16 protein-coding genes are annotated in these 23,198 nt (G+C 46.7%); 5 read left to right on the top strand and 11 right to left on the bottom strand.

The genetic code is table 11. The annotated features are described in order from the left end of the window. Positions 1 to 87: 87 nt before the first annotated feature. The gene (locus V7Q13_RS05440; protein ID WP_333799664.1) at positions 88 to 483 is read left to right on the top strand and encodes an HIT family protein; all 396 of its coding nucleotides are present in this window, start codon (positions 88 to 90) and stop codon (positions 481 to 483) included. A 157-nt stretch (positions 484 to 640) separates the two neighbouring features. Here V7Q13_RS05440 and ruvC read toward each other — a convergent pair whose 3' ends face one another. Further along, on the bottom strand, positions 641 to 1,273 hold the full coding sequence (gene ruvC / locus V7Q13_RS05435; protein WP_333799663.1) for a crossover junction endodeoxyribonuclease RuvC: 633 nt from the start codon (positions 1,271 to 1,273) through the stop codon (positions 641 to 643). Positions 1,274 to 1,375: 102 nt separating this feature from the next. Here ruvC and V7Q13_RS05430 point away from each other — a divergent pair, with 102 nt between their 5' ends. Both V7Q13_RS05430 and V7Q13_RS05425 read left to right on the top strand, forming a co-directional pair. Then, complete coding sequence (locus tag V7Q13_RS05430) at positions 1,376 to 2,374, top strand: lysylphosphatidylglycerol synthase domain-containing protein (protein WP_333799662.1); 999 nt, start codon at positions 1,376 to 1,378, stop codon at positions 2,372 to 2,374. After that, complete coding sequence (locus tag V7Q13_RS05425) at positions 2,371 to 3,162, top strand: DUF3108 domain-containing protein (protein ID WP_333799661.1); 792 nt, start codon at positions 2,371 to 2,373, stop codon at positions 3,160 to 3,162. The genes V7Q13_RS05430 and V7Q13_RS05425 overlap by 4 nt, the downstream gene beginning before the upstream one ends. Positions 3,163 to 3,167: 5 nt before the next feature. Here V7Q13_RS05425 and V7Q13_RS05420 read toward each other — a convergent pair whose 3' ends face one another. The 6 genes from V7Q13_RS05420 to V7Q13_RS05395 form a co-directional block, all read right to left on the bottom strand. Beyond that, positions 3,168 to 4,028 carry an MBL fold metallo-hydrolase gene (locus tag V7Q13_RS05420; RefSeq protein ID WP_333799660.1) on the bottom strand — a complete coding sequence of 287 codons (861 nt, stop codon included), beginning with the start codon at positions 4,026 to 4,028 and terminating at the stop codon, positions 3,168 to 3,170. After that, the gene (locus tag V7Q13_RS05415; RefSeq protein WP_333799659.1) at positions 4,015 to 5,331 is read right to left on the bottom strand and encodes an MFS transporter; all 1,317 of its coding nucleotides are present in this window, start codon (positions 5,329 to 5,331) and stop codon (positions 4,015 to 4,017) included. The genes V7Q13_RS05420 and V7Q13_RS05415 overlap by 14 nt, the downstream gene beginning before the upstream one ends. 202 nt (positions 5,332 to 5,533) lie before the next feature. Next, positions 5,534 to 6,355 carry an undecaprenyl-diphosphate phosphatase gene (locus V7Q13_RS05410; protein ID WP_333799658.1) on the bottom strand — a complete coding sequence of 274 codons (822 nt, stop codon included), beginning with the start codon at positions 6,353 to 6,355 and terminating at the stop codon, positions 5,534 to 5,536. 60 nt (positions 6,356 to 6,415) lie between these two features. Further along, positions 6,416 to 6,670, bottom strand: a complete 255-nt coding sequence (locus tag V7Q13_RS05405; RefSeq protein WP_333799657.1) for a DUF3098 domain-containing protein — start codon at positions 6,668 to 6,670, stop codon at positions 6,416 to 6,418. A 149-nt stretch (positions 6,671 to 6,819) separates the two neighbouring features. Next, positions 6,820 to 7,689 carry a cell division protein FtsX gene (locus tag V7Q13_RS05400; RefSeq protein ID WP_333799656.1) on the bottom strand — a complete coding sequence of 290 codons (870 nt, stop codon included), beginning with the start codon at positions 7,687 to 7,689 and terminating at the stop codon, positions 6,820 to 6,822. Positions 7,690 to 7,732: 43 nt separating this feature from the next. Then, the gene (locus V7Q13_RS05395) at positions 7,733 to 7,969 is read right to left on the bottom strand and encodes a hypothetical protein (RefSeq protein WP_333799655.1); all 237 of its coding nucleotides are present in this window, start codon (positions 7,967 to 7,969) and stop codon (positions 7,733 to 7,735) included. Here V7Q13_RS05395 and V7Q13_RS05390 point away from each other — a divergent pair. Then, a complete protein-coding gene (locus V7Q13_RS05390; RefSeq protein ID WP_333799654.1) occupies positions 7,968 to 10,880 on the top strand; it encodes a leucine--tRNA ligase in 2,913 nt (970 codons plus the stop codon). The genes V7Q13_RS05395 and V7Q13_RS05390 overlap by 2 nt on opposite strands. Before the next feature lie 103 nt (positions 10,881 to 10,983). Here the strand turns inward: V7Q13_RS05390 and mfd are convergent, their stop codons facing one another. Continuing rightward, positions 10,984 to 14,424 (bottom strand): transcription-repair coupling factor, encoded by a 3,441-nt coding sequence (gene mfd / locus V7Q13_RS05385; protein WP_333799653.1) that lies wholly within the window; start codon positions 14,422 to 14,424, stop codon positions 10,984 to 10,986. A gap of 205 nt (positions 14,425 to 14,629) precedes the next feature. Here mfd and V7Q13_RS05380 point away from each other — a divergent pair, with 205 nt between their 5' ends. Further along, entirely contained in the window at positions 14,630 to 16,852 is a 2,223-nt protein-coding gene (locus tag V7Q13_RS05380) for a TonB-dependent receptor family protein (RefSeq protein ID WP_333799652.1), read from the top strand. A gap of 119 nt (positions 16,853 to 16,971) precedes the next feature. Here V7Q13_RS05380 and V7Q13_RS05375 read toward each other — a convergent pair whose 3' ends face one another. From V7Q13_RS05375 to V7Q13_RS05365, 3 genes are all read right to left on the bottom strand, one after another. Then, positions 16,972 to 22,347, bottom strand: a complete 5,376-nt coding sequence (locus V7Q13_RS05375; RefSeq protein ID WP_333799651.1) for a S8 family serine peptidase — start codon at positions 22,345 to 22,347, stop codon at positions 16,972 to 16,974. A gap of 34 nt (positions 22,348 to 22,381) precedes the next feature. Then, entirely contained in the window at positions 22,382 to 22,549 is a 168-nt protein-coding gene (locus V7Q13_RS05370) for a hypothetical protein (RefSeq protein WP_333799650.1), read from the bottom strand. A 94-nt stretch (positions 22,550 to 22,643) separates the two neighbouring features. Then, complete coding sequence (locus V7Q13_RS05365) at positions 22,644 to 23,162, bottom strand: gamma carbonic anhydrase family protein (protein ID WP_333799649.1); 519 nt, start codon at positions 23,160 to 23,162, stop codon at positions 22,644 to 22,646. Between the last annotated feature and the right edge of the window lie 36 nt (positions 23,163 to 23,198).

Here is a 23,198-nt window from a genome sequence, read left to right as displayed (position 1 = left end):
GCAGCAAAGCGGTACTGCCCGGCAAATTCAGCAAAGTAATTGCTGGTATTGGCTGTATTTTTGAGCGGAACATGTACAGCCATCATCATGAGTATTTTCAGCAAAATCATCGCCGGAGAAATTCCTTCTTTCAAGATTGCAGAGAACGATAAATTTTATGCTTTCCTCGATATTTTTCCAGCCACCGAAGGACATACATTGGTAGTGCCAAAGATTGAGGTCGACAAACTGTTTGACTTACCCGATGATTATCTGGATGGCTACCTGAGTTTTTGCAAACCCATTGCACAAGCCATCCAACAAGTAACGGGTTGCAACAGGGTCAACATTGTTACCATTGGTTTTGAAGTGCCGCATGCACACATTCATCTCGTACCCATGAATGGCATGCAGGACGCCGACATCCTCACCAAAAAAATTAAGCCTACGATGGAAGAACTGAAGGCGACACAGGAAAAAATATTGGCAGCGATACCCGCCTAAATCCCTGTCTGACGACTGGCTGGCTCCCTAAAGGGAGGACTTCAAAATGGCTTTAATGTAAAGGGGTTACACGTAGATATCAGCGTATTTTTTTTCTGCAATCCTTTTCTCCTTGTTCTTGATTTTCTTAAGGATGAATTTGATTGATTTACAATTTCTATTTTCCCTTCTTCAACCCTCCCTTGAGGGAGCTGGAAGGGTTAGGTAATTTGCCAGCACTTACCCGCTCCGGATTTTTCTTTAGAAAATCTTCCCAGCCCTTGCTTTTGTTAGTAAGCCCGGCCATTGGCGATTGCTGCTGATAATGATGGCACACCGCTACGGCCAATGCATCTGAAGCATCAAAGCCTTTGGGTTTTTCGGTGAGTTGCAGCAGGCGTTGCAGCATGCCCCACACCTGTTCTTTTTCTGCATTGCCATTTCCGGTCACCACCATTTTTACTTTTTTGGGTGAGTACTCCGTTACGGCCAGGTTGTGCTGCATGGCGCAGGCAATGGCCACACCTTGTGCACGGCCCAGCTTCAGCATACTCTGCACGTTTTTGCCAAAGAAGGGGGCTTCAATAGCAAAGTGCTGCGGCTGAAATTGCCGGATCACTTCGTCCATGGTTTTGTAAATGCGTTGCAGGCGTTCAAACACATCGTGCTCCCAACTCATGTTAAGGGTGCCCATGTGCAGCATCTCAATTTTTTGGCCGGTGCAGCGTATCACTGAGTAACCCATCACCACTGTGCCGGGGTCTACACCGAGTATAACGGTAGATGAAGGGATGATTTTTTGCGTAGCCATACAAAAAGAAATGCTGAAGTGCCGTTGTGCCAGCTGTTGTGTTTGTATCAACGGTCAATCGAAAGTAAACAGTATTTTGCAGGCACAAAAAAGCGGCATCCTTTGCAATCGGTTTCTCATCTCAAAAAATGGCTCAATTACGTTGCAGGTCCGCTGTTGTTTATCGCCATTGCATTTTCTATTTACAAACAGTTGTCTTCGCAGCAAGATCTGGCGCAGCATTGGCAGCAACTTGTACAAAACATACGAGAGCATGGCACGGTTCCACTCATCTGTATTGTGTTGCTCATGCTGCTCAACTGGAGCATTGAAGCACTCAAGTGGCAGCAACTAGTGAACCACCTAATGCCCATCGGTTGGTGGAAAGCGTTGCTGGGCGTGTTGGCCGGTGTATCATTTACCATGCTTACGCCCAACCGCATGGGCGAATTTTTGGGTCGTGTATTATACCTGCCCGATGGCAGCCGAATGAAAGCCGCTACTCTAACGGCCATGAGCAGCATGAGTCAGCTCATTATTACCATGACGGCAGGTATAATGGGCATACTGTACTGGTACAGCAGTAATGTGCTACCTGCAGATGGCGAACAACTGCTGATGCGGATATTGCTCTTTGGTACCCTGCTGGCTTGCATAGCGGTATTGTTGTTGTACTTCAATGCGGGCTGGATGGTGCGTTGGATGGAGAAGTGGCCAGCGGCGATGAAGTATGCACCCATTGTGCATGCCGTAGGAGAAATCAATCGTTTTGAGCTATTGAAAATACTGGGACTGGCGGCATTGCGCTACATCGTTTTTTTAATACAATATGTACTGGTATTTATGGCGCTGCAATTACCCATACATTGGCTGGATGCCATTGCCGCCACCGCCATTTTATTTCTGATATTGGCTGTAGTGCCTAGTATATCACTTGCAGAGCTGGGCATTCGGGGCAAAGTAAGCCTGCTGGTGTTTGGCTGGTATTGCCAGCAAGCCGTCGGCATTTTACTGGCGGCAGCCGTTATTTGGTTTATTAACATTATTTTACCCGCATTGGCGGGAAGTTTGATTTTGCTGGGCGTTAAACTGTTTGGTAAAAACACATTCGAAAAGGCATGAAGAAATTGTTGATAGCAGGGATATTGTTGCTGGCATTTGCACCCAAAGCCAGTACGGAAGGGTCTTGCAATACCAAGAACAAGGCCTTTAAGCATGGCGAAAAAGTTATTTTTCATGTGTACTACACCGTAGCCGGGTTGTGGGTACATGCGGGCAATGTGTCATTTACTGCTACACTCAGTATGCTCAACAATAAGCCTGCTTATCATGTAGTGGCCGATGGCAGTACCCTTAGCAGCTACGACTGGATATACCGGGTACGCGACCGCTATGAAACCTACATAGATACAGCTACGTTATTGCCGCAAAAATTCATTCGCAATGTGGATGAAGGCGGCTATAAAATTTATGAAAACGTAACCTTTTACCACGATAAAAAAACGGCCGTTACTAACCAAGGTGTATTTACAATACCCTCATGTGCACAAGATGTGCTCAGCGAAGTATACCTGGCCCGCAACATGGATTTTAATAAGCTCAAGCCCGGCGAAATGTTGCCCTTCGATTTGTTTTTAGATAATAAAGTGTACAACATGTATGTACGCTACCTCGGTAAGGAAACGATTAAAACCCGCTACGGAAAATTTCGTTGTATTAAGTTTAAGCCACTGCTGCTGAAGGGAAGCATTTTTGAAGGCGGTGAAAAAATGACCGTATGGGTAACCGATGATGGTAACCGCCTGCCGGTTCGTATTGAATCACCCATTACAGTTGGCAGCATTAAGGTAGACATGATGAGCTACTACAACCTGCGCTACCCATTGACATCGTTAATAGATATCCGTTAGTTTTTTTAAACGCTGAGCATTGCTTGCAGCGTACCCGTTTTATCGGCACGGATGCCTTTTTCTGTACGTACCAATGTGCAGCATTCTACGCTGGGGTCGTGTTCAAAATAGAGGATATAATTGTTGTCCACGGCTTCTTCCAGAAAACGTTTTTTCTCTTGCAGGGTAATGAGTGGAAACATATCATACGCCATTACATACGGCAGTGGTATGTGTGCAGGCGATGGCAGCAGGTCGGCCATGTACACTACTGTTTTATCACCAATCTTTATTTGCGGCAGCATCATGGCATCGGTGTGGCCAAAAGCAAAGCGAACACTGATGCCGGGCACATCATCAAAAGGCACGGTACCTTCTTCTGCCACAGGTACAAAACGCAGTTTGCCGCTGGCTTCGATAGGTAAAATATTTTCTTTCAGAAAAGAAGCCTTCTCCCGGTCGTTGGGTTGCGTGGCCCAGCGCCAGTGGCGTTCGTTGCTCCACAGCGTAGCATTGGGAAAAGCTGTTTGCAGCGCATCACCATTTCTTACAATGGTGCCACCGCAATGATCGAAATGCAGGTGGGTATGGAGAACATCTGTAATGTCTGATGCGTTATAGCCCAACTGCTGCAAACTATTGTGCAGGGTATCGTGGCCATTGAGGTAATAATGCCCGAAAAATTTCGCATCCTGTTTGTCGCCAATGCCGGTATCAACAAGTATGCGTCGGGCGCCGGTATCTATCAGCAGGCAACGCATAGCCCAGTTGCACAGGTTATTGTCATCGGGCGGGTTGAGTTTTTGCCACATTACTTTGGGCACTACGCCAAACATGGCGCCGCCATCAAGTTTAAAATAACCGGTATTGATGCTATGCAGTTTCATGAGCTGGAGTTTGCTTTTTTGCAGCTGCAGTGTACCAAAGCAGCAACAAACCAATAATGAAAAAGACCATTAATGCCAATACAGAATTGCGCTGCGAACCACCCGCTAATTCTGTAATAAAGCCAAAGCTAAACATGCCAATCACAATAGCAATTTTTTCTGTTACATCAAAGAAGCTAAAGAAGGAAGTGGTGTCTTTGGTTTCGGGCATAAGCTTGGCGTAGGTGCTGCGGCTGAGCGATTGAATGCCGCCCATTACAAAACCTACCACAGCGGCCAGCATATAAAATTCGTTGATGCCACCTTTAGGAATCATGTAGCCGGCAATACAGCAGCCAATCCATACTACTACGGCTACCATGAGTGTTTGAATATTCCCAATTTTGGCCGATAATTTTGACATGAGCAATGCTCCCGGTATAGCCACTAACTGAATCAGTAAAATGGCAATGATTAAATTATCGGTAGGAATAGCCAGTTCGCTTTTTCCGTAAAGCGTAGCCGCCAGCATGACGGTTTGAACGCCCATGTTGTAAAAGAAGAACGCCAGCAAAAATCGCTTCAGCATTTTCATGGCGGCCAGCTGATGCCACACTTTGCGGAGCTCAATAAAACCATTGGTAAACACATTGTGGTTGGGGCGGTTGGCACTAGGTGTACCCTTAGGTAAAATGGTTAATGGAATTTGCGAAAAGGCCAGCCACCAAATACCTACCAGCAAAAAGGATATTTGTAATGATTGCCCGGCAGTGCTCAGGCCAAACCATTCTTTTTTAAACAGCAATACAAAGCAAATAATTTGCAGCAACACACTGCCGATATAGCCCATGGAAAAACCTTTGGCGCTGACGCGGTCGCGGTCTTTTTCGGCCGCTATTTCGGGCAGGTATGAGTTGTAAAATACCAGGCTGCTCCAGTAGCCAATGCAGGCCACTATTACCAGGGCAATGCCAAAGCCCACATGATCGCCATCAAAAAAATACAAGCCACTGCAGGCAATGCTGCCAATGGTGCTAAAAAAGCGGAGGAACGATTTTTTGTTGCCCTTGTAATCGGCGATGGATGATAGAATGGGCGACAGCAGCGCTACAATCAGAAAGGCGAAACCGAGAGCATAGTTGTACAAAGCGTTATTCACAAAGGTTCTGCCCAACAGTTGTACTTCATTGCTGCCATCGGCCCCCTTGGTTACCTCCTCGTAATAGGCCGGAAACATGGTAGACGTAATAACCAGGTTGTATACGCTGTTGGCCCAATCGTACATGGCCCAGGCGTTCACTACTTTTTTGGGAGCTGTTTGCATGCGGTGGCAGGTTTAGCAGCGGAAAAAATAGGACTTTTTTTGAATGCGACAACAAGTAGTAAAATGTCTGCAGTAAAGATGTTCGGGATTGGTTGATAGTTGATAGGAATGCAGTTAAGACGGATGCATGCTATCGATTCAATACATACATCGAAAAGCATATACACGCATTGCCGATGGCAGTTCAGTTTACTGCCACCAACTATTTCAGGTAGCCCGTCCACAGCAACACCAGCAATACTATACCTGCTACAATACGGTACCAGCCAAACAGGCGAAAGCCATGCTTTTGCAAAAAGCCAATAAAGAATTTGATGGCCAGCAGTGCTACAATAAACGCCACCACATTGCCCAGCACAAATGCCTGTACGTTTTGCGTACTGCTCATAATAATTTCGTAGCCTTTTACGGCCACGCCGTTTTCTTCCCAGTCTTTCAAAAACAACGAATAGCCGGTAGCTGCCGCCATGGTAGGCACGGCCAGAAAGAATGAAAATTCGGCCGCCAAACTGCGGGTAAGTTTTTGCTGCATACCACCAATGATGCTGGCAGCGCTGCGGCTTACACCGGGTATCATGGCCAGGCATTGCCAAAGGCCAATGATGAAGGCCTTGCCAAAACTGATTTGTTCTTCTTCTTTAATCTTCGGTGTTTTAAATGCCTTATCAATCACAATAAGCACCACGCCACCCAGCAGCAGCGCAATGGCTACAGTGAGGGGGCTTTCGAGCAGGGCATCAATTTTTTCGGAAAACAATTTGCCCAGCAGCAACGCCGGAATAACGGCCACGACCAGCTTGGCATAAAACTGCCAATGCTTTACGTCGATGAATCTTTTCCAGTACAGCACCAGTACACTCAAGATGGCGCCCAGCTGTATGGCCACGGTAAATATTTTGGTGAAGTTGGTGCTCTCCACACCCAACAGGCGTTCGGCAATAATCATGTGGCCGGTGCTGCTCACAGGCAGGTATTCGGTCAGGCCTTCTACAATGGCAATAATGATGGCTTGAAATACGTCCATGCGGCAAGTGTAAATAAAAAAGGAACCGCTGAGGGTTCCTTTCAAAGTGGTTCCGAAAAATTATTTTTTGAAGATGGCGTACACTTCTACCACCAGGCCCAGCAAAATGAGGATGGGTGCTACGGTAATGCGCAGGGTGCTGTACACTTCTTTGTCGTTGAAAACAGTAGGGTCGGCGCTTTTGCCACCGGCCATTACCAGCATGCCGGCTGCAATAATCACCCCACCCAGCAGCATGAGCAGAAAGTTCTTTTTGCCAAAAAGCGGGGTGTGGTCTACCACACTGTGTTGCTTGTTATCTTTTTTAGTAGACATGCGTTCAAATGTTAGAGGGGCAAAGTAAAGGAAAACGGGGAAAGTTGGCGAGATAGCAAGTTTACGAGTTGACGTGTTGACGTGTTCACACGTTCAATCAGCGGAAATGGTATTCACTATCAACCACCAACCATCGACTATCAACTATGCTAATACAAATCATCCAGCTTCATCTTCAGGTATTTTACCACACTGCGGTGGGTGCTGAAGAGGCTGATGGCCACGCCCAATACGAGCAGGCTCAGCGCCAGCAATAGCAGCAGGCCGGTATCGTGTACGGCTTTTAGTTCGGGTACCCAGCCTTCGAGGGTAACCAGTATAATGCCACACACTACAATGGCAATGCCCCCGGCAATGCTGCCGTTGATGATGGCCCGTATGTTGAGCGGCCGGGCAATAAAGCCACGGGTGGCGCCCACCATTTGCATGGTTTTAATGAGGAAACGGTTGCTGAACATGGCCAGGCGAATGGTATTGTCGATGAGGACGATAACCACCACGGCCAGCACCAGTGCTACGGCCAGCAGGGCAAAACCAATTTTCGACAGGATGGTCATATTGCCCACCACATTCTGCGGGTACTTAATATCGGTTACGTAAGGGCTGGCTTTAAAAATGCCTTCAATTTTTTTGAGGGTATCGGCCACCACATACTGGCTTTTCAGGTTCATTTCAATACTGCGGGGCAAAATATTGGTATCAATAAACTGCGTAAAATCTTCGTTGCCCATGGCCTGCCACTCTTTCATGGCCGTGGTTTTGTCTTTGTAGGTGTAGGCTTTAATGTAAGGCAGGCCTTTTACCTGGGCTACCAGCGCATCTTTTTCGGCTTCGGTAGTGGTTTCGCGGAGAAACACCTGCACGGGTACACTTTCACGGAAATAATCGGCCAGCTTGGTATAGTTGATGCCAATCCAGCCCAGTACACCCATCAAAATCAAAACCAGCGATACACCTACAATAGCCATGGCGTATGATGTGCGGCCTTTGCGGGTACCCATTTTCCCTACTTGAGACATAAGCGTTTGTTGTATGTGGAGTTAGTAATGCCGAAGCAAAGTTTCAGCCTTGTGAACCGGACAAAAATAACGGAATAAGCCTTTCCTTATTTTTGCGCTCCTGTTTTAAACGATTGCGGCCGGGCACTATTGCCCTGCCATAGAAAAGATGGAAAGCCAATAACAGGCTTTTAACAGGAACCGCCCATGCGAAAAACCAACCACGCAGCAACTGCTGCCGACAGCGGATTTCTCCATGCACACATTTTTTTGAAACCATAACCCCAAGGGTGTTACTCATGGAATACAACTTCAACGCCATTGAAAAAAAATGGCAACAGCAGTGGAATGATACCAAAGCGTATCAGGTGCCCAACAACAGCAGCAAGCCCAAGTATTATGTGCTCGATATGTTTCCGTACCCCAGCGGTGCCGGCCTGCATGTGGGCCATCCGCTCGGCTACATTGCCAGCGATATTTTCAGCCGCTACAAACGCCTGAAAGGCTACAATGTGCTGCACCCCATGGGCTACGATGCTTTTGGCCTGCCTGCTGAGCAATATGCACTGGAGCATGGCGTACACCCTGCCGTAAGCACCGAGCAAAACATCAACAACTTTAGGGCACAGCTCGATAAGATTGGTTTTTGCTACGACTGGGACCGTGAGGTAAACACCAGCAAGCCGGAGTATTACAAATGGACGCAGAAGATTTTTCTGGATTTGTACAATAGCTATTTCTGCAATACACAACAAAAAGCAAGGCCCATAGCCGAACTGATTGCGAAATATGAAACCAGTGGCAGCAAACATTTTACCGCTGCCGAGTGGCAGGCTTTTTCTGTAGCCGAAAAAGAAGAATGGCTCATGAAACGCCGCCTGGCATTTTCTGCCTACGGCGAAGTAAACTGGTGCGAAGCCTTGGGCACCGTGCTGGCCAACGATGAAGTGGTGAATGGTGTAAGCGAACGTGGCGGACACCCTGTGATTAAAAAGAAAATGCGCCAATGGTATTTGCGCATTACGGCCTATGCCGACAGATTGCTGGAAGGCCTCAACCGGGTAGACTTTAGCGATAGCATGAAAGAAATGCAACGCAACTGGATTGGCCGCAGCGAAGGCGCTGAAATTGATTTTGCCATTAAAGGATCCGACCAAAAACTGAAAGTGTACACCACCCGGCCCGATACCATTTTCGGGGTTGATTTTATGGTGATAGCACCCGAGTTGGAATTGGTGAACCAAATAAAATCGTCCGAACAAGCCGAAGCGGTAGACAACTACGTGGCCTATGTAAAAAGCCGCAGCGACAGAGAACGCCAGGCGGAAGTGAAACAAATAACGGGATGTTTTACGGGTGGCTATGCTATTAATCCGTTTAACGGCGTTGAAATTCCCATTTACATAGCGGAGTATGTATTGGCTGGCTATGGCACAGGTGCAATTATGGCGGTGCCCTGCGGCGACGAACGTGATTTTAAATTTGCACAGCATTTCAATATTCCCATCACCAATATTATTGGTAAGCATTTTAATGGTCAGGAAGCCAACCCCACCAAAGATGCCGTGCTGGAAAACAGCGGCTTTCTCACGGGCTTGCTCATGAAAGATGCCATTGCGGTGGCCAACGATAAACTGGAAGAACTGGGCATCGGCAAGCGAAAAGTAAATTACAAAATGCGTGACGCCGGCTTTAGCCGTCAGCGCTACTGGGGCGAGCCATTCCCTATTTTGTGGAATGACGGAGTACCCACTGCCATGCCCGAAACGGCATTGCCACTCAACTTGCCACATGTAGAAAAATATGGCCCCGGCCCCGAAGGCGAAGGCCCGCTGGCCAACATTGCCGAATGGGTGAATACACCGGAAGGAAAACGCGAAACCTCTACCATGCCCGGCTACGCTGGTTCATCGTGGTATTTTTTGCGCTACATGGATCCGCACAACGAGGCTGAATTTTGCAACCGTGCAGTAAGCGACTACTGGAATCAGGTAGACTTGTATGTAGGCGGTACCGAGCATGCTGTTGGCCACTTGCTGTACAGCCGCATGTGGACCAAAGTGCTGTACGACCTTGGCTATATTGGTTTTGATGAACCGTTTAAGAAGTTGCTGAATCAGGGGATGATTCAGGGTGTTTCTCAAGTGGCATACATACGAAAATTCAGTAAGGATGATATAAATCCACTAGGAAGAAGTAATACTGTAATTATTCCAGGATTACCTCCATTTAGTCTCGAAGAACCAGAATTACAGTTGTATTCAGCTGAGTTTGTAACAGAAGATAACCGTGAATATTATGCAGAGTATAAGATTCCGATTGATGTAGTAAATGTGAATATGCAAAATCAAACGAGGAATAAAATGGATGTTGAAATTGCAGTCTCAAAGTATCCAGCTCGATTGAATTGTGTGTTCATCACATCAGAGGCATTTTTCTATAAGGGATTGTGGTGGAGCTGGAATGAAGAAAAGACAGAAGTAATAAATGTTTCAAGTCCGGATTTCTTCACTTCAAGCGTTGTAGAAAAAATGTCGAAGTCGAAGTTCAACACCGTAAACCCCGACGACCTCGTACATAAGTTTGGTGCCGATACTTTCCGCATGTACGAGATGTTCCTCGGTCCGGTGGAAGTGAGCAAACCATGGGATACCAAAGGCATCGAAGGCGTACACCGCTTTTTGAAAAAACTGTGGCGCCTGTATTTTGATGAAGTGAAAGGCCTGCAGGTTACGCAAGATGAACCCACCGCCGATGAGTTGAAAGTGCTGCACAAAACCATTAAGAAAGTAGAAGAAGACATTGAACGCTTCAGCTTCAACACGGTGGTAAGTGCGTTGATGGTATGTGTAAATGAACTCAACGATTTGAAATGCCGTAAGGCTGCCATATTGGAGCCGCTGGCTATTTTGCTGGCACCCTATGCGCCGCACATGGCTGCAGAACTCTATAGTGCGTTAGGCCACACCGACAGTGTGTTGGATGCCACATTCCCGGTATTCAATCCGGCACATGTGCTGGAGAGCACCAAGGAGTATCCGGTGAGTGTAAATGGCAAACTGCGCACCACCCTTATGCTGCCCGCCGATGCCGATCAGGCAGCAGCCGAAGCCGCCACCCTCGCCAACGAAGTGGTACAAAAATGGCTCGAAGGCAAAACGCCCAAGAAGTTCATTTTTGTAAAGGGCAGGATGATTAATGTGGTGATGTAAACGCATTTCAAGCAAATAAAAAAACACCGATGACTGAAAAAGTTATCGGTGTTTTTTATTGATATCTGTAAACATGATTCGAGTCTCATGAATCTTGGCTGTCTTATGGCAGCAATACAGCCTCGTTATTTTTTGCTGTAGCAAAGGCATGCAGCTTCTGCACAAAGGCCAACAGCTTTTCCATGCTGGTCATATCTGTTACTACCAGAATACCATTTTTACCTACTTGTTTCAGTTTGGCTTTGTTGGTTTCGGTTTGTATAAACTGCATGATTTTCATGAACACATCACTCTGGAAGTAAGGTGATTCATGATTGGGTACAAAGAAGCATTTGAGCACGTTGTCGCGGAGCAACATTTTCTCGAAACCCAATGCCACAGCCATTTTGCGGCTGCGTACGGTACGGAACAAATCTTCTACTTGTGGCGGCACTGCACCGAAGCGGTCGCTCAGTTCCTGATGAAATTCCTGTAGTTCTTCTTCACTGTCGTAGTTGTCGAGGCGGGTGTACAAACTCAACCGTTCGGCAATGTTTTCTACGTAAGTATCCGGTATCAAAATTTCCAGATCGGTTTCAATGGTACAGTCGCTTACATAATCGTCTTGCTGCGCTATCTCTTCTTTAAACAGGTCTTTGAATTGTTTGCGTTTGAGGTCACGAATGGCTTCATCCAAAATTTTGTGGTACATCTCAAAACCAATTTCGGCAATGAAACCACTTTGCTCACCACCCAATAAATTACCGGCACCACGTATATCGAGGTCTCGCATGGCAATTTGAAAACCACTGCCCAGTTCGCTAAACTGTTCCAGTGTTTGCAGGCGTTTGCGGCTATCGTGTGGCAGCGTACTCATGGGCGGAGCCAGCAGGTAGCAAAATGCTTTTTTATTGCTGCGACCAACACGGCCACGCAATTGGTGCAGGTCGCTCAAACCAAACTGATGCGCATTGTTTACGATGATGGTGTTCACATTCGGAATGTCTACACCACTTTCTACAATGTTGGTACACACCAGCACATCGTAGCGTTTGTCCATAAAGTCGAGGATGGTGTCTTCGAGCTGGTCGCCATCCATTTGACCATGAGCAAAAGCCACGCTCAGGTCGGGGCAAAGGCCACGAATGAGAGCTGCCATTTCGCCCAAACTGGCTACGCGGTTGTGAATGAAAAACACCTGCCCGCCACGTTCTGTTTCGTAGTAAATGGCATCGCGGATATTGTCTTCGTTAAACACCTGCACTTCGGTTTGTACCGGTTGCCGGTTGGGTGGTGGTGTGTTGATGATGCTCAAATCTCGGGCACCCATGAGGCTGAATTGTAAAGTGCGGGGGATGGGTGTTGCCGTCAGCGTCAGGCTGTCTACCGTTGTACGTAGTTGCTTCAGTTTTTCTTTGGCCGATACACCAAACTTTTGCTCTTCATCAATAATCATGATGCCGAGGTCTTTGAATTGAACCTCTTTTCCCAGCAGGGCATGTGTACCTACAATGATGTCTATTTTTCCTTCCTTCAGTTTTTGCAGCGTTTCTTTTTTCTCCTTGCTGCTTTTGAAACGATTGATGAAATCAACCGTCACCGGAAAATCTTCCAACCGCTTACTGAAGGTTTTATAATGCTGATACGCAAGGATGGTAGTGGGTACCAGAATAGCAGCCTGCTTGCCATCCACCACGCTTTTAAATGCTGCACGTATGGCCACTTCTGTTTTGCCAAAGCCTACATCGCCACACACCAAGCGGTCCATGGGGCCCTCTTTTTCCATGTCTTTCTTTACATCCGCACAAGCCTTGGCCTGGTCGGGTGTGTCTTCGTACATGAACGAAGCTTCCAGCTCCGTTTGCATGTAGTTGTCGGCGCTGTGGGCAAAGCCTTTCTGCGCCTTGCGTTCGGCGTACAATTTAATGAGGTCTTCAGCAATATCCTTGATTTGCTTGGTCGTCTTTTCTTTCAGTCGGTTCCATACATCGCTACCCAGTTTATTCATTTTGGGCACATGGCCTTCTTTGCCGGTGTACTTACTAATCTTGTGTAACGAAGACAGATTGACGTAGAGCAAATCGCCATCCTTATAGCGAAGGCGAACCGCTTCTTGCATGCGGCCGTTTACATCCATTTTTTCCAACCCGCTGAAGATGCCCACGCCATGATCGATATGGGTAACATAATCGCCGGGTTGCAGCTCCCGCAAGGTTTTGAGGGTGATGGCTTTGTTTTTGCTGAAAGCCTGCTTCACCTTGAACTTGTGGTAACGTTGGAAAATCTGGTGGTCGGTGTAGCACACTACTTTCAGGTCTTCATCAATATAGCCTTCGTGAATACTTACGGCTACCGGATTGAACTGAATTTCTGTATTGAGATCGGTGAGAATGTTATAAATGCGTTCGAGTTGCTTGGCCTGCTCGGCAAACAGGTAAATGGCAAATCCTTTTTGCTCCCAGCTTTTCAAATCGGCAATGAGCAAATTGAAATTACGGTTGAAACTGGGCTGTGGTTTGGTGTTGAAAGGCACCACCGTTGTTTCTGCATTACTATTGTTTGCTTGAGCACATTTTCCATCAAACACAATTTGATGACGCTGTGCCAGCAAGTCTTCAAATGCAGCAATGTCTACAAAATCGCCTTCGTTTACATTGTCTTTGGTGAGCGGTTTGTCTTCTTCGTCACCATTGTCCAAAGCTGCACCGGGGTTGTCTTTCAGGTATTCCAGAAAAATCTGCAGCTGTTCTTTTTCCTGCAGCATTTTTTCGTGAATGAATGACCAGTCGTTCATCCATACCACGGTATTTTCCGACATAAATTCGAACAGCGATGTTTTCTCTTCCTGTTCAAATTGCGTTTCAATATTGGGGATGATGTTGACCGACAACAGCTTGCGTTCGCTGAGCTGTGTTTCCGGATCGAAGATGCGGATGCTGTCTACTTCGTTGCCGAAAAGTTCGATGCGGTATGGCTTTTCGTTGCCAAAAGAATAGATGTCGAGAATGCCGCCACGTACGGCAAACTGACCGGGCTCATACACAAAATCGGTGCGGGTAAAGCCCAGCATCACCAGCAGTTCCAGTATGCCTTCTACATTCAGCTCTTCGGCTTGTTTGATGCTGATGATATTGCCCGACAGTGTTTTGCTCACCACCACTTTTTCAAAAATGGCTTCGGGGTAGGTTACCAGTATTTTCTTGTTGCCGCCCGTGGCTATTTTGGTGAGTGCTTCGGTCCGCAGCATCACGTGGCTGCTGTTGAGCAACCGAAAGTTTTTGCTGTTTTTGAAGGAGCTGGGAAAGTAAAACAGGTCCAGCGCATTGGTAATGTTTTCGAGACTGTTGTGGAAGTAAGCCGCGTCTTCTGCGTCTTCCAGAATTACCACATGGTTGAGACCTGCAGCAGCGGGGTGTTCAAAAACGGCCGCCATCGTCATGGCCTGGCTACTACCATGCAGCCCATGGGCGCTGATATGTTGGGGTTTGGCAAAAGCAAGCCTGTCCGCCAATTGAAAAATGCGGGGGTCATTGCGATACGTTTCCTTCAGCGCATCAAGATTCATAAGGGTGGCAAATGTAACAAATACCTAATGCCTGATACAAGCTTTTGGTTCGCTCTACTGTCATGTATTTGTCAGCTTCATCATTGCAGCAGCACTTCTTTCTGCATTGTGCCCTTGCTTTTCCTCATTGCGTAATCCGGTTTTCCGTTTACGTAACCTCTTTTTTTTTCGCAGCAAACAATTTTGCAACTGCAAAAAAATAAGTATGAGAAGCGTTTTATTGACGATAGCAGTAGCACTGAATGGATGGAGCAGTATGGCACAACAAACCGACACACTCACTGCAAAAGAAGGGTATGTAAAAGATGTGACTGTTGTGGGACAGCATAGTCGTGCAGATATACATCAGCTGCCCGAGGTAGTTGGCACGGCCATTATGGCGGGAAAAAAGAACAGCCTGATTGTAATGGACAATGTGAATGGAAATATTGTGACGAATACGATGCGGCAAGTAATGGCCAAAGTGCCGGGTGTGCATGTGTGGGAGAGTGATGGCAGCGGCATTCAGATTGGTGTGGCAGCACGTGGGTTGAGCCCTAACAGAAGCTGGGAGTTCAACACCCGGCAAAATGGCTACGATATTTCTGCCGATCCTTTTGGTTATCCTGAAGCATATTACACGCCGCAATTGCAAGCAGTGCAGCGTATTCAGGTGGTGCGTGGTGCCGGCTCCTTGCAGTACGGTCCGCAATTTGGCGGCATGCTCAACTTTGTGTTGAGAGATGGCAGCGATATTAATCAACCGTTTCAGTTTGAAACACAAAACACGATTGGATCCAATGGGTTGGTGAATACCTACAATGCATTGGGCGGCGAAACGGAGAAGCTACACTACTACGCCTTTTACGATCACCGGAGTGCTGATGGCTGGCGAGAAAATAGTCAATATAGGGTAGGTACAGGCTTTGCCACACTTACCTATAAAGTGAATAAGCAACTGAGTATAACTGCTGAATATACCAACTGGCATGCCCGTAGCCAACAGCCCGGAGGCCTTACAGATGCTCAGTTTACACAAAACGACCGGCAAAGTTTTCGTTCGAGAAATTGGTTTGATTTGCTGTGGAATATCGGCGCCCTAAAAGCCAATTATACCATCAATGAAAAAAGCAGATTACAAGCAACTTTATTTGCCTTTAGCGGTAATCGTAGCAGTGTTGGTTTTCTGGTTGCACCAAATGTAAAAGATAGCATCAATACAAATACGTTGGCATACAACAACAGAACCGTTTTTGTAGATGAGTACCGTAACTGGGGTGCTGAAGTACGGTATCTCACTGATTATAAGCTGTTGGGTGGCAATAGTACTTTTTCTGCCGGCGTTCGTTATTACAATGGGCTTACCCGTCGTTTCAACAATGGCAGAGGAACCACTAACGTAGATTATGACCTTACGCTTGTAGCGGACTATCAACAAAAGCTTCGTTTTAAAACCAGCAATGTGGCGGCCTTTGCGGAGAATATTTTTCGCATTGGTAAAAAGTTGTTGCTGATACCCGGCATCCGCTTTGAGCAGGTGAGCAATACTGTATCTGGCCAAACAGGAGTGAGTAATGGCGTGCCTGTAAAAGCGGCAGAAGCTAGCAGTAACCGTAGTTTTGCCTTGGCAGGAGTGGGAGCTGAATATCATATTGGCAGCACTGAATTGTATGCCAACTGGAGCCAGGCATACCGGCCTGTATTGTTTAGTGATCTTACTGCGCCTGTTACCATCGATGAAATAGACCCCAACCTCAAAGATGCCCGTGGGTACAATCTCGATTTGGGTTATCGTGGAAAGCTGAAAGACTACTTGTTTTTTGATGTCGGTTTGTTTTATCTGCAGTATAACAATCGCATCGGTTTGCTGGCACAGCAGCGGTTAGATGGTAGTTTTTACAACCTGCGTACCAATATTGGCAATAGTAACAGCAAAGGAGTGGAGGCACTGGTTGAGTTTAATCCGATAAAAGCATTTACAAATAATTTGAAAAGAGGTTCTTTTAGTGTGTTTGCATCTGTGGGTTATACCGATGCCCGCTATGCTGATTACAACGTGATCACCCGACAAGGAAATACATTGGTTACAACCAATTACTCCAATAAAAAAGTAGAGCATGCGCCGGAATGGATTGTGCGATATGGCATCAATTATTTTTGGAAAGGCCTTACTGCCACTATGCAATGGAGCTATGTGGGCGAAGCCTTTACGGATGCCAACAATACAGTGGCTCCCAGTGCCAATGGACAAAACGGTTTAATCCCCTCTTACCATGTTGGCGATATTAGTCTCAACTACGCTTTCAAAAAACGATTTACCATCAGGGCCGGGCTCAATAACATAACCGATAAAAGTTACTTTACCCGTAGGGCTGGCGGCTACCCCGGCCCCGGCTTAATGCCTGCTGATGGCAGAAATGCATATGTAACTTTCGGTGCAAAGTTTTAAATAATCACCCGTTGATTATTGAATGTATACAAGCAGAAAGGGTTGCAGACTTGCAACCCTTTCTGCTTGTAGTATAAGTCATTTACACTTATTGTAAAGAAACGAGTGAAGAGATAAACTTAGTTGGCTTTCACCATTTTGTGGTACCAACGTTGTGTGCCGTCGGTTACAGTTATGGTGTATACACCTGGTTGTAACTGTTGTGTATTGATGCTTTTTTTATCGGCTGTTGCATTGCTTTGCCATTTGCCATTCATCACTATTCTGCCTGCAGCATCGCTTATTTGCCACTGCACTTGTATAGGTGCGTTGTGTACCATTGCCAGCAGCAGTTGGTTTTGCACTGGGTTTGGATAGGTATGAATGCTGGTACGGATGCTGCCAAACTGAATACTGCGTACTGCACTGAATGAAAACTGTCCGTCACGATCTGTTTGTTTAATACGATACATGCGGATACCGGTTTTGCCTTCAGTTTTATCTGTAAAGAAGTATGTAGCAGCAGCTGCATTTTTGGCAGCCACAATGCCGATTGTTTCAAACTCAATTCCATTGGTACTTACCTGCACTTCGTACTGCAGTGCATTGCTTTCGTTGGCAGTTTGCCATTGCAATTGTACGTTTTGTTGTGCATCTTTTTTCGCATCATAAGCTACCCAGGTTACGGGCAATGCAATACTGTAACTACCATCAGTAATCCAAAATTCTGAGAAAGCATCCACTTCAAACTCTGCATAGTAGCCGCTGCCGTAGGGTGTAAATACAATGTTGTCGCTGACGATACTGCGCCACAAGCCGATGATGTTATTTTCGAGAGTGCCGTCTTCATTCGCCCCTTCAGAATAACGGGCAATATTGAGTTTGTTGTATGCAATTGGTGGTGTACAATCAGCACAATTGGTTGCCAGTCGCATTTCTTCTACATCGGTATCGGTAAAGTAAAGCCGAACGGTTACTGCATTGCCTAGTACCTGATTGGTAGGTTTTATAGTAAAGCTGCGGTTGGCAAAATATTGATGACCATCGTTGCGAACGTTTCCGGTATTGATCCATGCTTTTACAGCGGTACTACCCAAGTTATTGCCATTGGGGAAAAGTGTTGCAATCAGTTGTCCTCCATCAATAAAATCGAAACGATTGTTGCCGCTTACCACTTGTGTAACCGTATTGCTACTGGCTGCTTGTGCATAGATAGGAACAGCGTTATCAAAAACATGAATATCATCAATGGCTACACCTTCGCGGTTTACAGCGTCGTCGCTGGCTACTACAATGCGCAGGCTTATGTTGCCGGCTTGCTTAGGTAGTGCTGTGGTGGCCACATGCCAGTGTGTTTGGTTTTTGCTTACCCATGCTTGAGCGGCAGGAAAATCGTACCAGTTGGTACCACTGCCGGCAGCACCAAGTTTTGTCCAGCTGATGCCATCGTAAGAATATTCAACCCATACTGCGTCGCACACAATATTGTACATGCTGCAGTCTTCCATATCATACGCCATGCTAAAGCTGAGCGTTGGGGCAGTCATGCTGTTGATGTTGAAGCAGGGTGAGTACAAGTAGCTGCGTTCGTTATCGTTGTAATGTGCTGTCAATGAGGTTTTCCAGGCATTGTTGCCACTGGCGGCAGCAGTAATACCAGTATGTGCAGGTGTACCAAACTGCCAGCTGTTGTTGATGCCTTGCGTAAACCAGTTGCCGGTGCCATTTTCAAAATCTTCTTTGTAAGGAAAACTACTGATGACCGGTTGGTTGCGAATACTGGCAGTGGTACTGTTGTTATCGCTGATGTTATCGCCGGGCATGCTTACTGTAGCTACAATAGTGTATGCACCGTGATTGGCAAAGTTGGCAGGCGAAGCAAATGTGTAAGTGATGGTAGTGTGAGCAGGAATACTTGGAATTATTTCCTGCACTGTGCTGCCATTGTTGATACGGTAGGTAACAGGAATATTCAACATCGTTGTATTCATAGAATTGTACACGTGTACCCGAATAGGTACTGCCGCCGTAAGGCCACAACTAAAAATATACGGTGTATCAATAGCCACCATTTGCAAATCGTTGGATGCAAGTTGCAGACTAATGTCATCAAAACTGTAGCCGGCAAATCTGCGGTTATCAGCAGCTGCATACAAGCCAAACTGTCCAAACTTAATTTGAGTAGCCGGGCCAAACTGTTGACCTGCGTTTGCCAGCGCATCACTCAGTTCTATACTGTGTGTTTGCTTGTATTCTCCCGGCACTGCTGGCTGGTTGGCAGCCAGGTCGTACACTTCAATCCAGCTGTTGCTTTCATTACCTCTTGCCCACACTTTATTCTGTGGATGGCTTACTTGTGCAATGCCATGTTGCTGATAGAAAAACTGCAACCTTACTTCTTGACCGGTATTATACCCCGACAAGTTGAAGGTGCCGGTAAGTTCGTTGCTGGCAGTAGTGGCATATGGAGTGGACCGATGCACATCCATGGTGGCTGCTTTGCTGCCATTGTGTGCTACATCGCCAAAGGCACTGGTACGTAAGCGGCCAAAAATATCAGTGCTGCTGAAATCCCATCGGGTGCTGCCGGGTACACCGGTAGTAGCAGTGGTAAGTTGTACGTTTTCCGCGGTTTCAAATGTTTCTGTAAATGCAGGTATGAGGCTGATAGGCGCATTGGCTAATTGCTGAATACGCACCCGCAGTGTATCGTTGCTGCTATTGTTATCTGCTACTGCATTCGTAACTACCGCTGTAATGTTGTAAGTGCCTGGTGCAGAAAAATCGATGCCGTTAAAAATATGCACTGCAGTGCTGTTTACTGCCAACGGAGTGGTAATGTCTTGCTGCACAAATGAGCCGCCGTTGATGCTGTATTTTACAGCATAAGCGTTTGCAACTGCGTCATCCAGATTTTTGATACGGATGCTGACAGCAGCTGATGCGGTTAAGTCAGTGGCTGTATATTGGCGGCCTGTAACCGGACTTACAATGGCATCCAGTTTCAAATCGTTATTGCTGATTGTGCCACTGCAAGAGCCAGTGTTGGGTTGTCTTTCAATGGGCATGTTCCAACGGCTTGTTTGGCCGTTTTTAACTGTGCGAACAGAAACGTAATACACTGAATCTTTTGATAAACCACTTATAGTGTAAGAAAGCGTACTGTTGCTCACTTGTGCTATGGGTTGCATTTCTGCCCCTCTTTTCATAATCACCTGAAAAGAATCGGCCCCTGTTACATTCGTCCAGTTGAGTTTGATGTATCCTTCGCATTGCTCAGTAACTGGCGCAAGGCTTGCGCCAGGGTTAGCAATTAAAGCAAAGTTGCCCGTTGTGTCAAACACACCACTCGTATTATGGGTAATCCTGATTTTAGAAGTTGTGTTAATGGTGAGTGGTGCAGACCAGTTGTAAAAACGGGTTGCAGCAACTACATTGTTGCTTATCAGGTTCCAGGTATTGCCTCCATCGTAACTGTATTCCAGTGTGAGACTGCCCGCTGCATTGCCGTTGTAATCCCATGTAATCGGTACAGATGGGCCATTCGGTGTCCATGTTTCACCAGCAGCAGGGCTTAGTATTTCAATGCCGGATGGCACATAGTCAAATGCCACTGCATAAAGCTGTGGAGCGTTTACCATTACATCATAGCCTCTCACCCTTATGGTATAGTTGCCAGCTGTAGGCGTTGGTATTACTATTTGTTCAACGTTGTTTACATGGTCTGTGCCGGCAGTAGCTGCATTGGCCACGCCACTGGGCGAAGGATTCAGTACCAATGGATAAACAGTGGTACCTCCCGGAGTTATTACCTGAAGATCTAAATCGTTGATCAGTGCTTTTGCCGCTATCGGATTGGCAGCTGGGTCGTGCCAATACAGCATTACTTTCAGTTGGTGTGTGCCAACAGGAACGCTGATAACGGTGTCTTTTACAGCACCCTGGGTAATGTTGTTTTGCTGATAGTTGGCAGCTTCCAGCATCCGTAGGCTGTTGCTCAGTTGCATCATACCAAAGCCATGCCGGTAATCGGGGCCTGGCGTTCCTAAATCTCTGGCGCCATTCAGCAACAGTGCTTTCATGAGTGCACCCTGTGGGTTGCTGTTGCCATTGAGTTGGCGGTATCTTTCGTACAACAATGCCAGCCCGCCTGTAATGGCAGGTGCTGCCATGCTTGTGCCCCAGCTACCCCAATATGCATTATTGATATTGAAAAAACCGGTGGTGCTCATAATGGCTTCACCAAGTGCCACAATTTCTGGCTTTATCCGGCCATCTTTTACCGGGCCAGAACTACTGCTGCTGCTGGCTAACTGTACATAATCGGTACGGCCGCTGGTGATGGTGTTTTTTGCAGTTTGCATGCCAGAAAGTACAGTGGCATAATGGAAAGGATACGGTGAACAGGTGTATTCGCCATCATTGCCGGAAGCAAAAATGTGTAGTAGTTGCGGGAAGGTAAATGCTTGTTCATCCAGCAAATAACTGTTGAGGTCGTAGGTGCCGTTCATGTCGCAGTCGCCTGTGATATTGCCGTAGCTGTTGTTGGTGAGTACCATGTTGTAATCACGTACGTAGGTGGCGGCATTTTGCCAAATTCCACCAAACCACTGGCTTACAATAGTAGCCTTGGGTGCATACCCGGCCCGTTGTGGCAGCAGTATGCCGGCACCGGCTACGGTACCGGTGGTATGAGCTCCATGATCGTTTACAATACCGGGAGTATGGTTGATAATTCTGTCAGAAAGGTCGGGGTGCAGGCTGGGGTCGGCATCGTCGCCTACACCAACGGTTACGCCTTTGCCGGTAAGGCCGCGGCCACCACCAGCTATGGGCGATGAAAGTTGATTGGCACCAGCCATGTTACGGCTGCTTTGATTCAATATTTTTTCGGGAGGTGGAATGGTTTGTACATAAGCCACAAAAGGAAGTGCTGCCAGCTTTTGAATGTCGGCTTTGGCACAGGTAAGGCTAAACACACCCCACTGATTGGCAGGAGATGTGGCAGCATGAAAACCGGCTTGAGATAACAACATGCGTACTTCTGTAACGCCAATGCCTTTGTAGGTGGCCAACATAAGTTGCACCTGGTCGTTTCCCTGCAGTGCATGTGCCGGTATATTGCCTGCCGCCAGTGATGGCCGCATTTTATGTGCAGGTTCTAATACTGCGGTTGCATCTACGCCCCAGCGTTGTAAATCTGCAGATTGGGGTGCCTGATTGGTAGCTACCAAAAAAGTGTTGTTGTCTACCTTGGCCAGTATGCGTAAGGATGATTGAGCCGTTGCCGCAGCAAGCAACTCTTTTTGCTGGCTATGTACCAGGAAATAGTATTTGCCAGCTGCTTGCTGGCGGGTAATGGCTTGTAACGCCTTACTTTCTCCTGCCTGAGATAAGGTAATTTTTTGACCGGTAGCCAGCGTTGCTGCTACTTGCTTTTGGGCTACTGCTGAAAGTCCTGCTCCTGCTAATGCAATCATCAAGCACAGGACCCTACAAAAAGTGATCTTTTTCATAGAGTGTGTTTTGATAATCTACCAAGGCAGGATATTAGTTCATCCCTTTAATCTTGAACTTAGCTTTCTTTTCTGGTTTTTCTCCGGCCAAAACACGTTCGGCACCCATACTGGCACTGTTGCTGGGACAGCCACGTTTTTTACTGCTTGCACAAGACAGTAAGAACCCAGAAAATGCCAAAACCAGTAATCGTTTCTTCATTCAACGTAAGGTAAGCCAACAATAATTGTGGGGCTTGAGAAAACAAATGTCTGCATTAATCTATTATCAAACAATGTCTTTTGTCAGTTAATGGTCAATTATCTTTAAACCAACCGGAATACATTACGTAATTATTTGCTATCCGGTTTATCTCTCCTTCTATAAGTGCTGCTGAAATATCTTTTACTTTTTTGGCAGGCACTCCGGCAAATATGCTGCCAGCGGGTACGTGTGTCCCTTCCAGTACTACAGCGCCTGCTGCTATTATACTATTACTTTCTATTACAACGCCGTCCATTACAATGGCTCCCATGCCTATCAGTACATTATCGTGCACAGTGCAGCCATGTACAATTGCGTGGTGGCCAATGCTAACATTATTGCCAATAACGGTTGGGTATTTCTGATAAGTACAATGAATGCAAGCTCCATCTTGCACATTTACTTTATGGCCCATGGTTATGAAGTTCACATCGCCCCTGATGACGGCATTAAACCAAATACTGCAATCATCGCCCATGGTTACATCGCCCACTATGGTAGCATTAGGCGCTATAAACGGGTCTTTTCCCCAGCGGGGTTCCTTACCAAGCACGGGCAGAATTACAGGCATAAAAAAAGATTGAGTGGTTCAACAACGAAAATCGGG

Source organism: Phnomibacter sp. (assembly GCF_036803085.1).
GTDB lineage: Bacteria > Bacteroidota > Bacteroidia > Chitinophagales > Chitinophagaceae > Phnomibacter.
The sequence above is the reverse complement of the archived record's forward strand: the minus strand, read 5'-3'. Positions and strand labels throughout refer to the sequence as shown.

Bases quoted from the DNA above. Each gene is read 5' to 3' on its own strand.
- V7Q13_RS05440 (WP_333799664.1), top strand. From the start codon at position 88: ATGAGTATTTTCAGCAAAATCATCGCCGGAGAAATTCCTTCTTTCAAG.
- ruvC (WP_333799663.1), bottom strand. From the start codon at position 1,273: ATGGCTACGCAAAAAATCATCCCTTCATCTACCGTTATACTCGGTGTA.
- V7Q13_RS05425 (WP_333799661.1), top strand. From the start codon at position 2,371: ATGAAGAAATTGTTGATAGCAGGGATATTGTTGCTGGCATTTGCACCC.
- V7Q13_RS05420 (WP_333799660.1), bottom strand. From the start codon at position 4,028: ATGAAACTGCATAGCATCAATACCGGTTATTTTAAACTTGATGGCGGC.
- V7Q13_RS05415 (WP_333799659.1), bottom strand. From the start codon at position 5,331: ATGCAAACAGCTCCCAAAAAAGTAGTGAACGCCTGGGCCATGTACGAT.
- V7Q13_RS05410 (WP_333799658.1), bottom strand. From the start codon at position 6,355: ATGGACGTATTTCAAGCCATCATTATTGCCATTGTAGAAGGCCTGACC.
- V7Q13_RS05405 (WP_333799657.1), bottom strand. From the start codon at position 6,670: ATGTCTACTAAAAAAGATAACAAGCAACACAGTGTGGTAGACCACACC.
- V7Q13_RS05400 (WP_333799656.1), bottom strand. From the start codon at position 7,689: ATGTCTCAAGTAGGGAAAATGGGTACCCGCAAAGGCCGCACATCATAC.
- V7Q13_RS05390 (WP_333799654.1), top strand. From the start codon at position 7,968: ATGGAATACAACTTCAACGCCATTGAAAAAAAATGGCAACAGCAGTGG.
- V7Q13_RS05395 (WP_333799655.1), bottom strand. From the start codon at position 7,969: ATGAGTAACACCCTTGGGGTTATGGTTTCAAAAAAATGTGTGCATGGA.
- mfd (WP_333799653.1), bottom strand. From the start codon at position 14,424: ATGAATCTTGATGCGCTGAAGGAAACGTATCGCAATGACCCCCGCATT.
- V7Q13_RS05380 (WP_333799652.1), top strand. From the start codon at position 14,630: ATGAGAAGCGTTTTATTGACGATAGCAGTAGCACTGAATGGATGGAGC.
- V7Q13_RS05375 (WP_333799651.1), bottom strand. From the start codon at position 22,347: ATGAAAAAGATCACTTTTTGTAGGGTCCTGTGCTTGATGATTGCATTA.
- V7Q13_RS05370 (WP_333799650.1), bottom strand. From the start codon at position 22,549: ATGAAGAAACGATTACTGGTTTTGGCATTTTCTGGGTTCTTACTGTCT.
- V7Q13_RS05365 (WP_333799649.1), bottom strand. From the start codon at position 23,162: ATGCCTGTAATTCTGCCCGTGCTTGGTAAGGAACCCCGCTGGGGAAAA.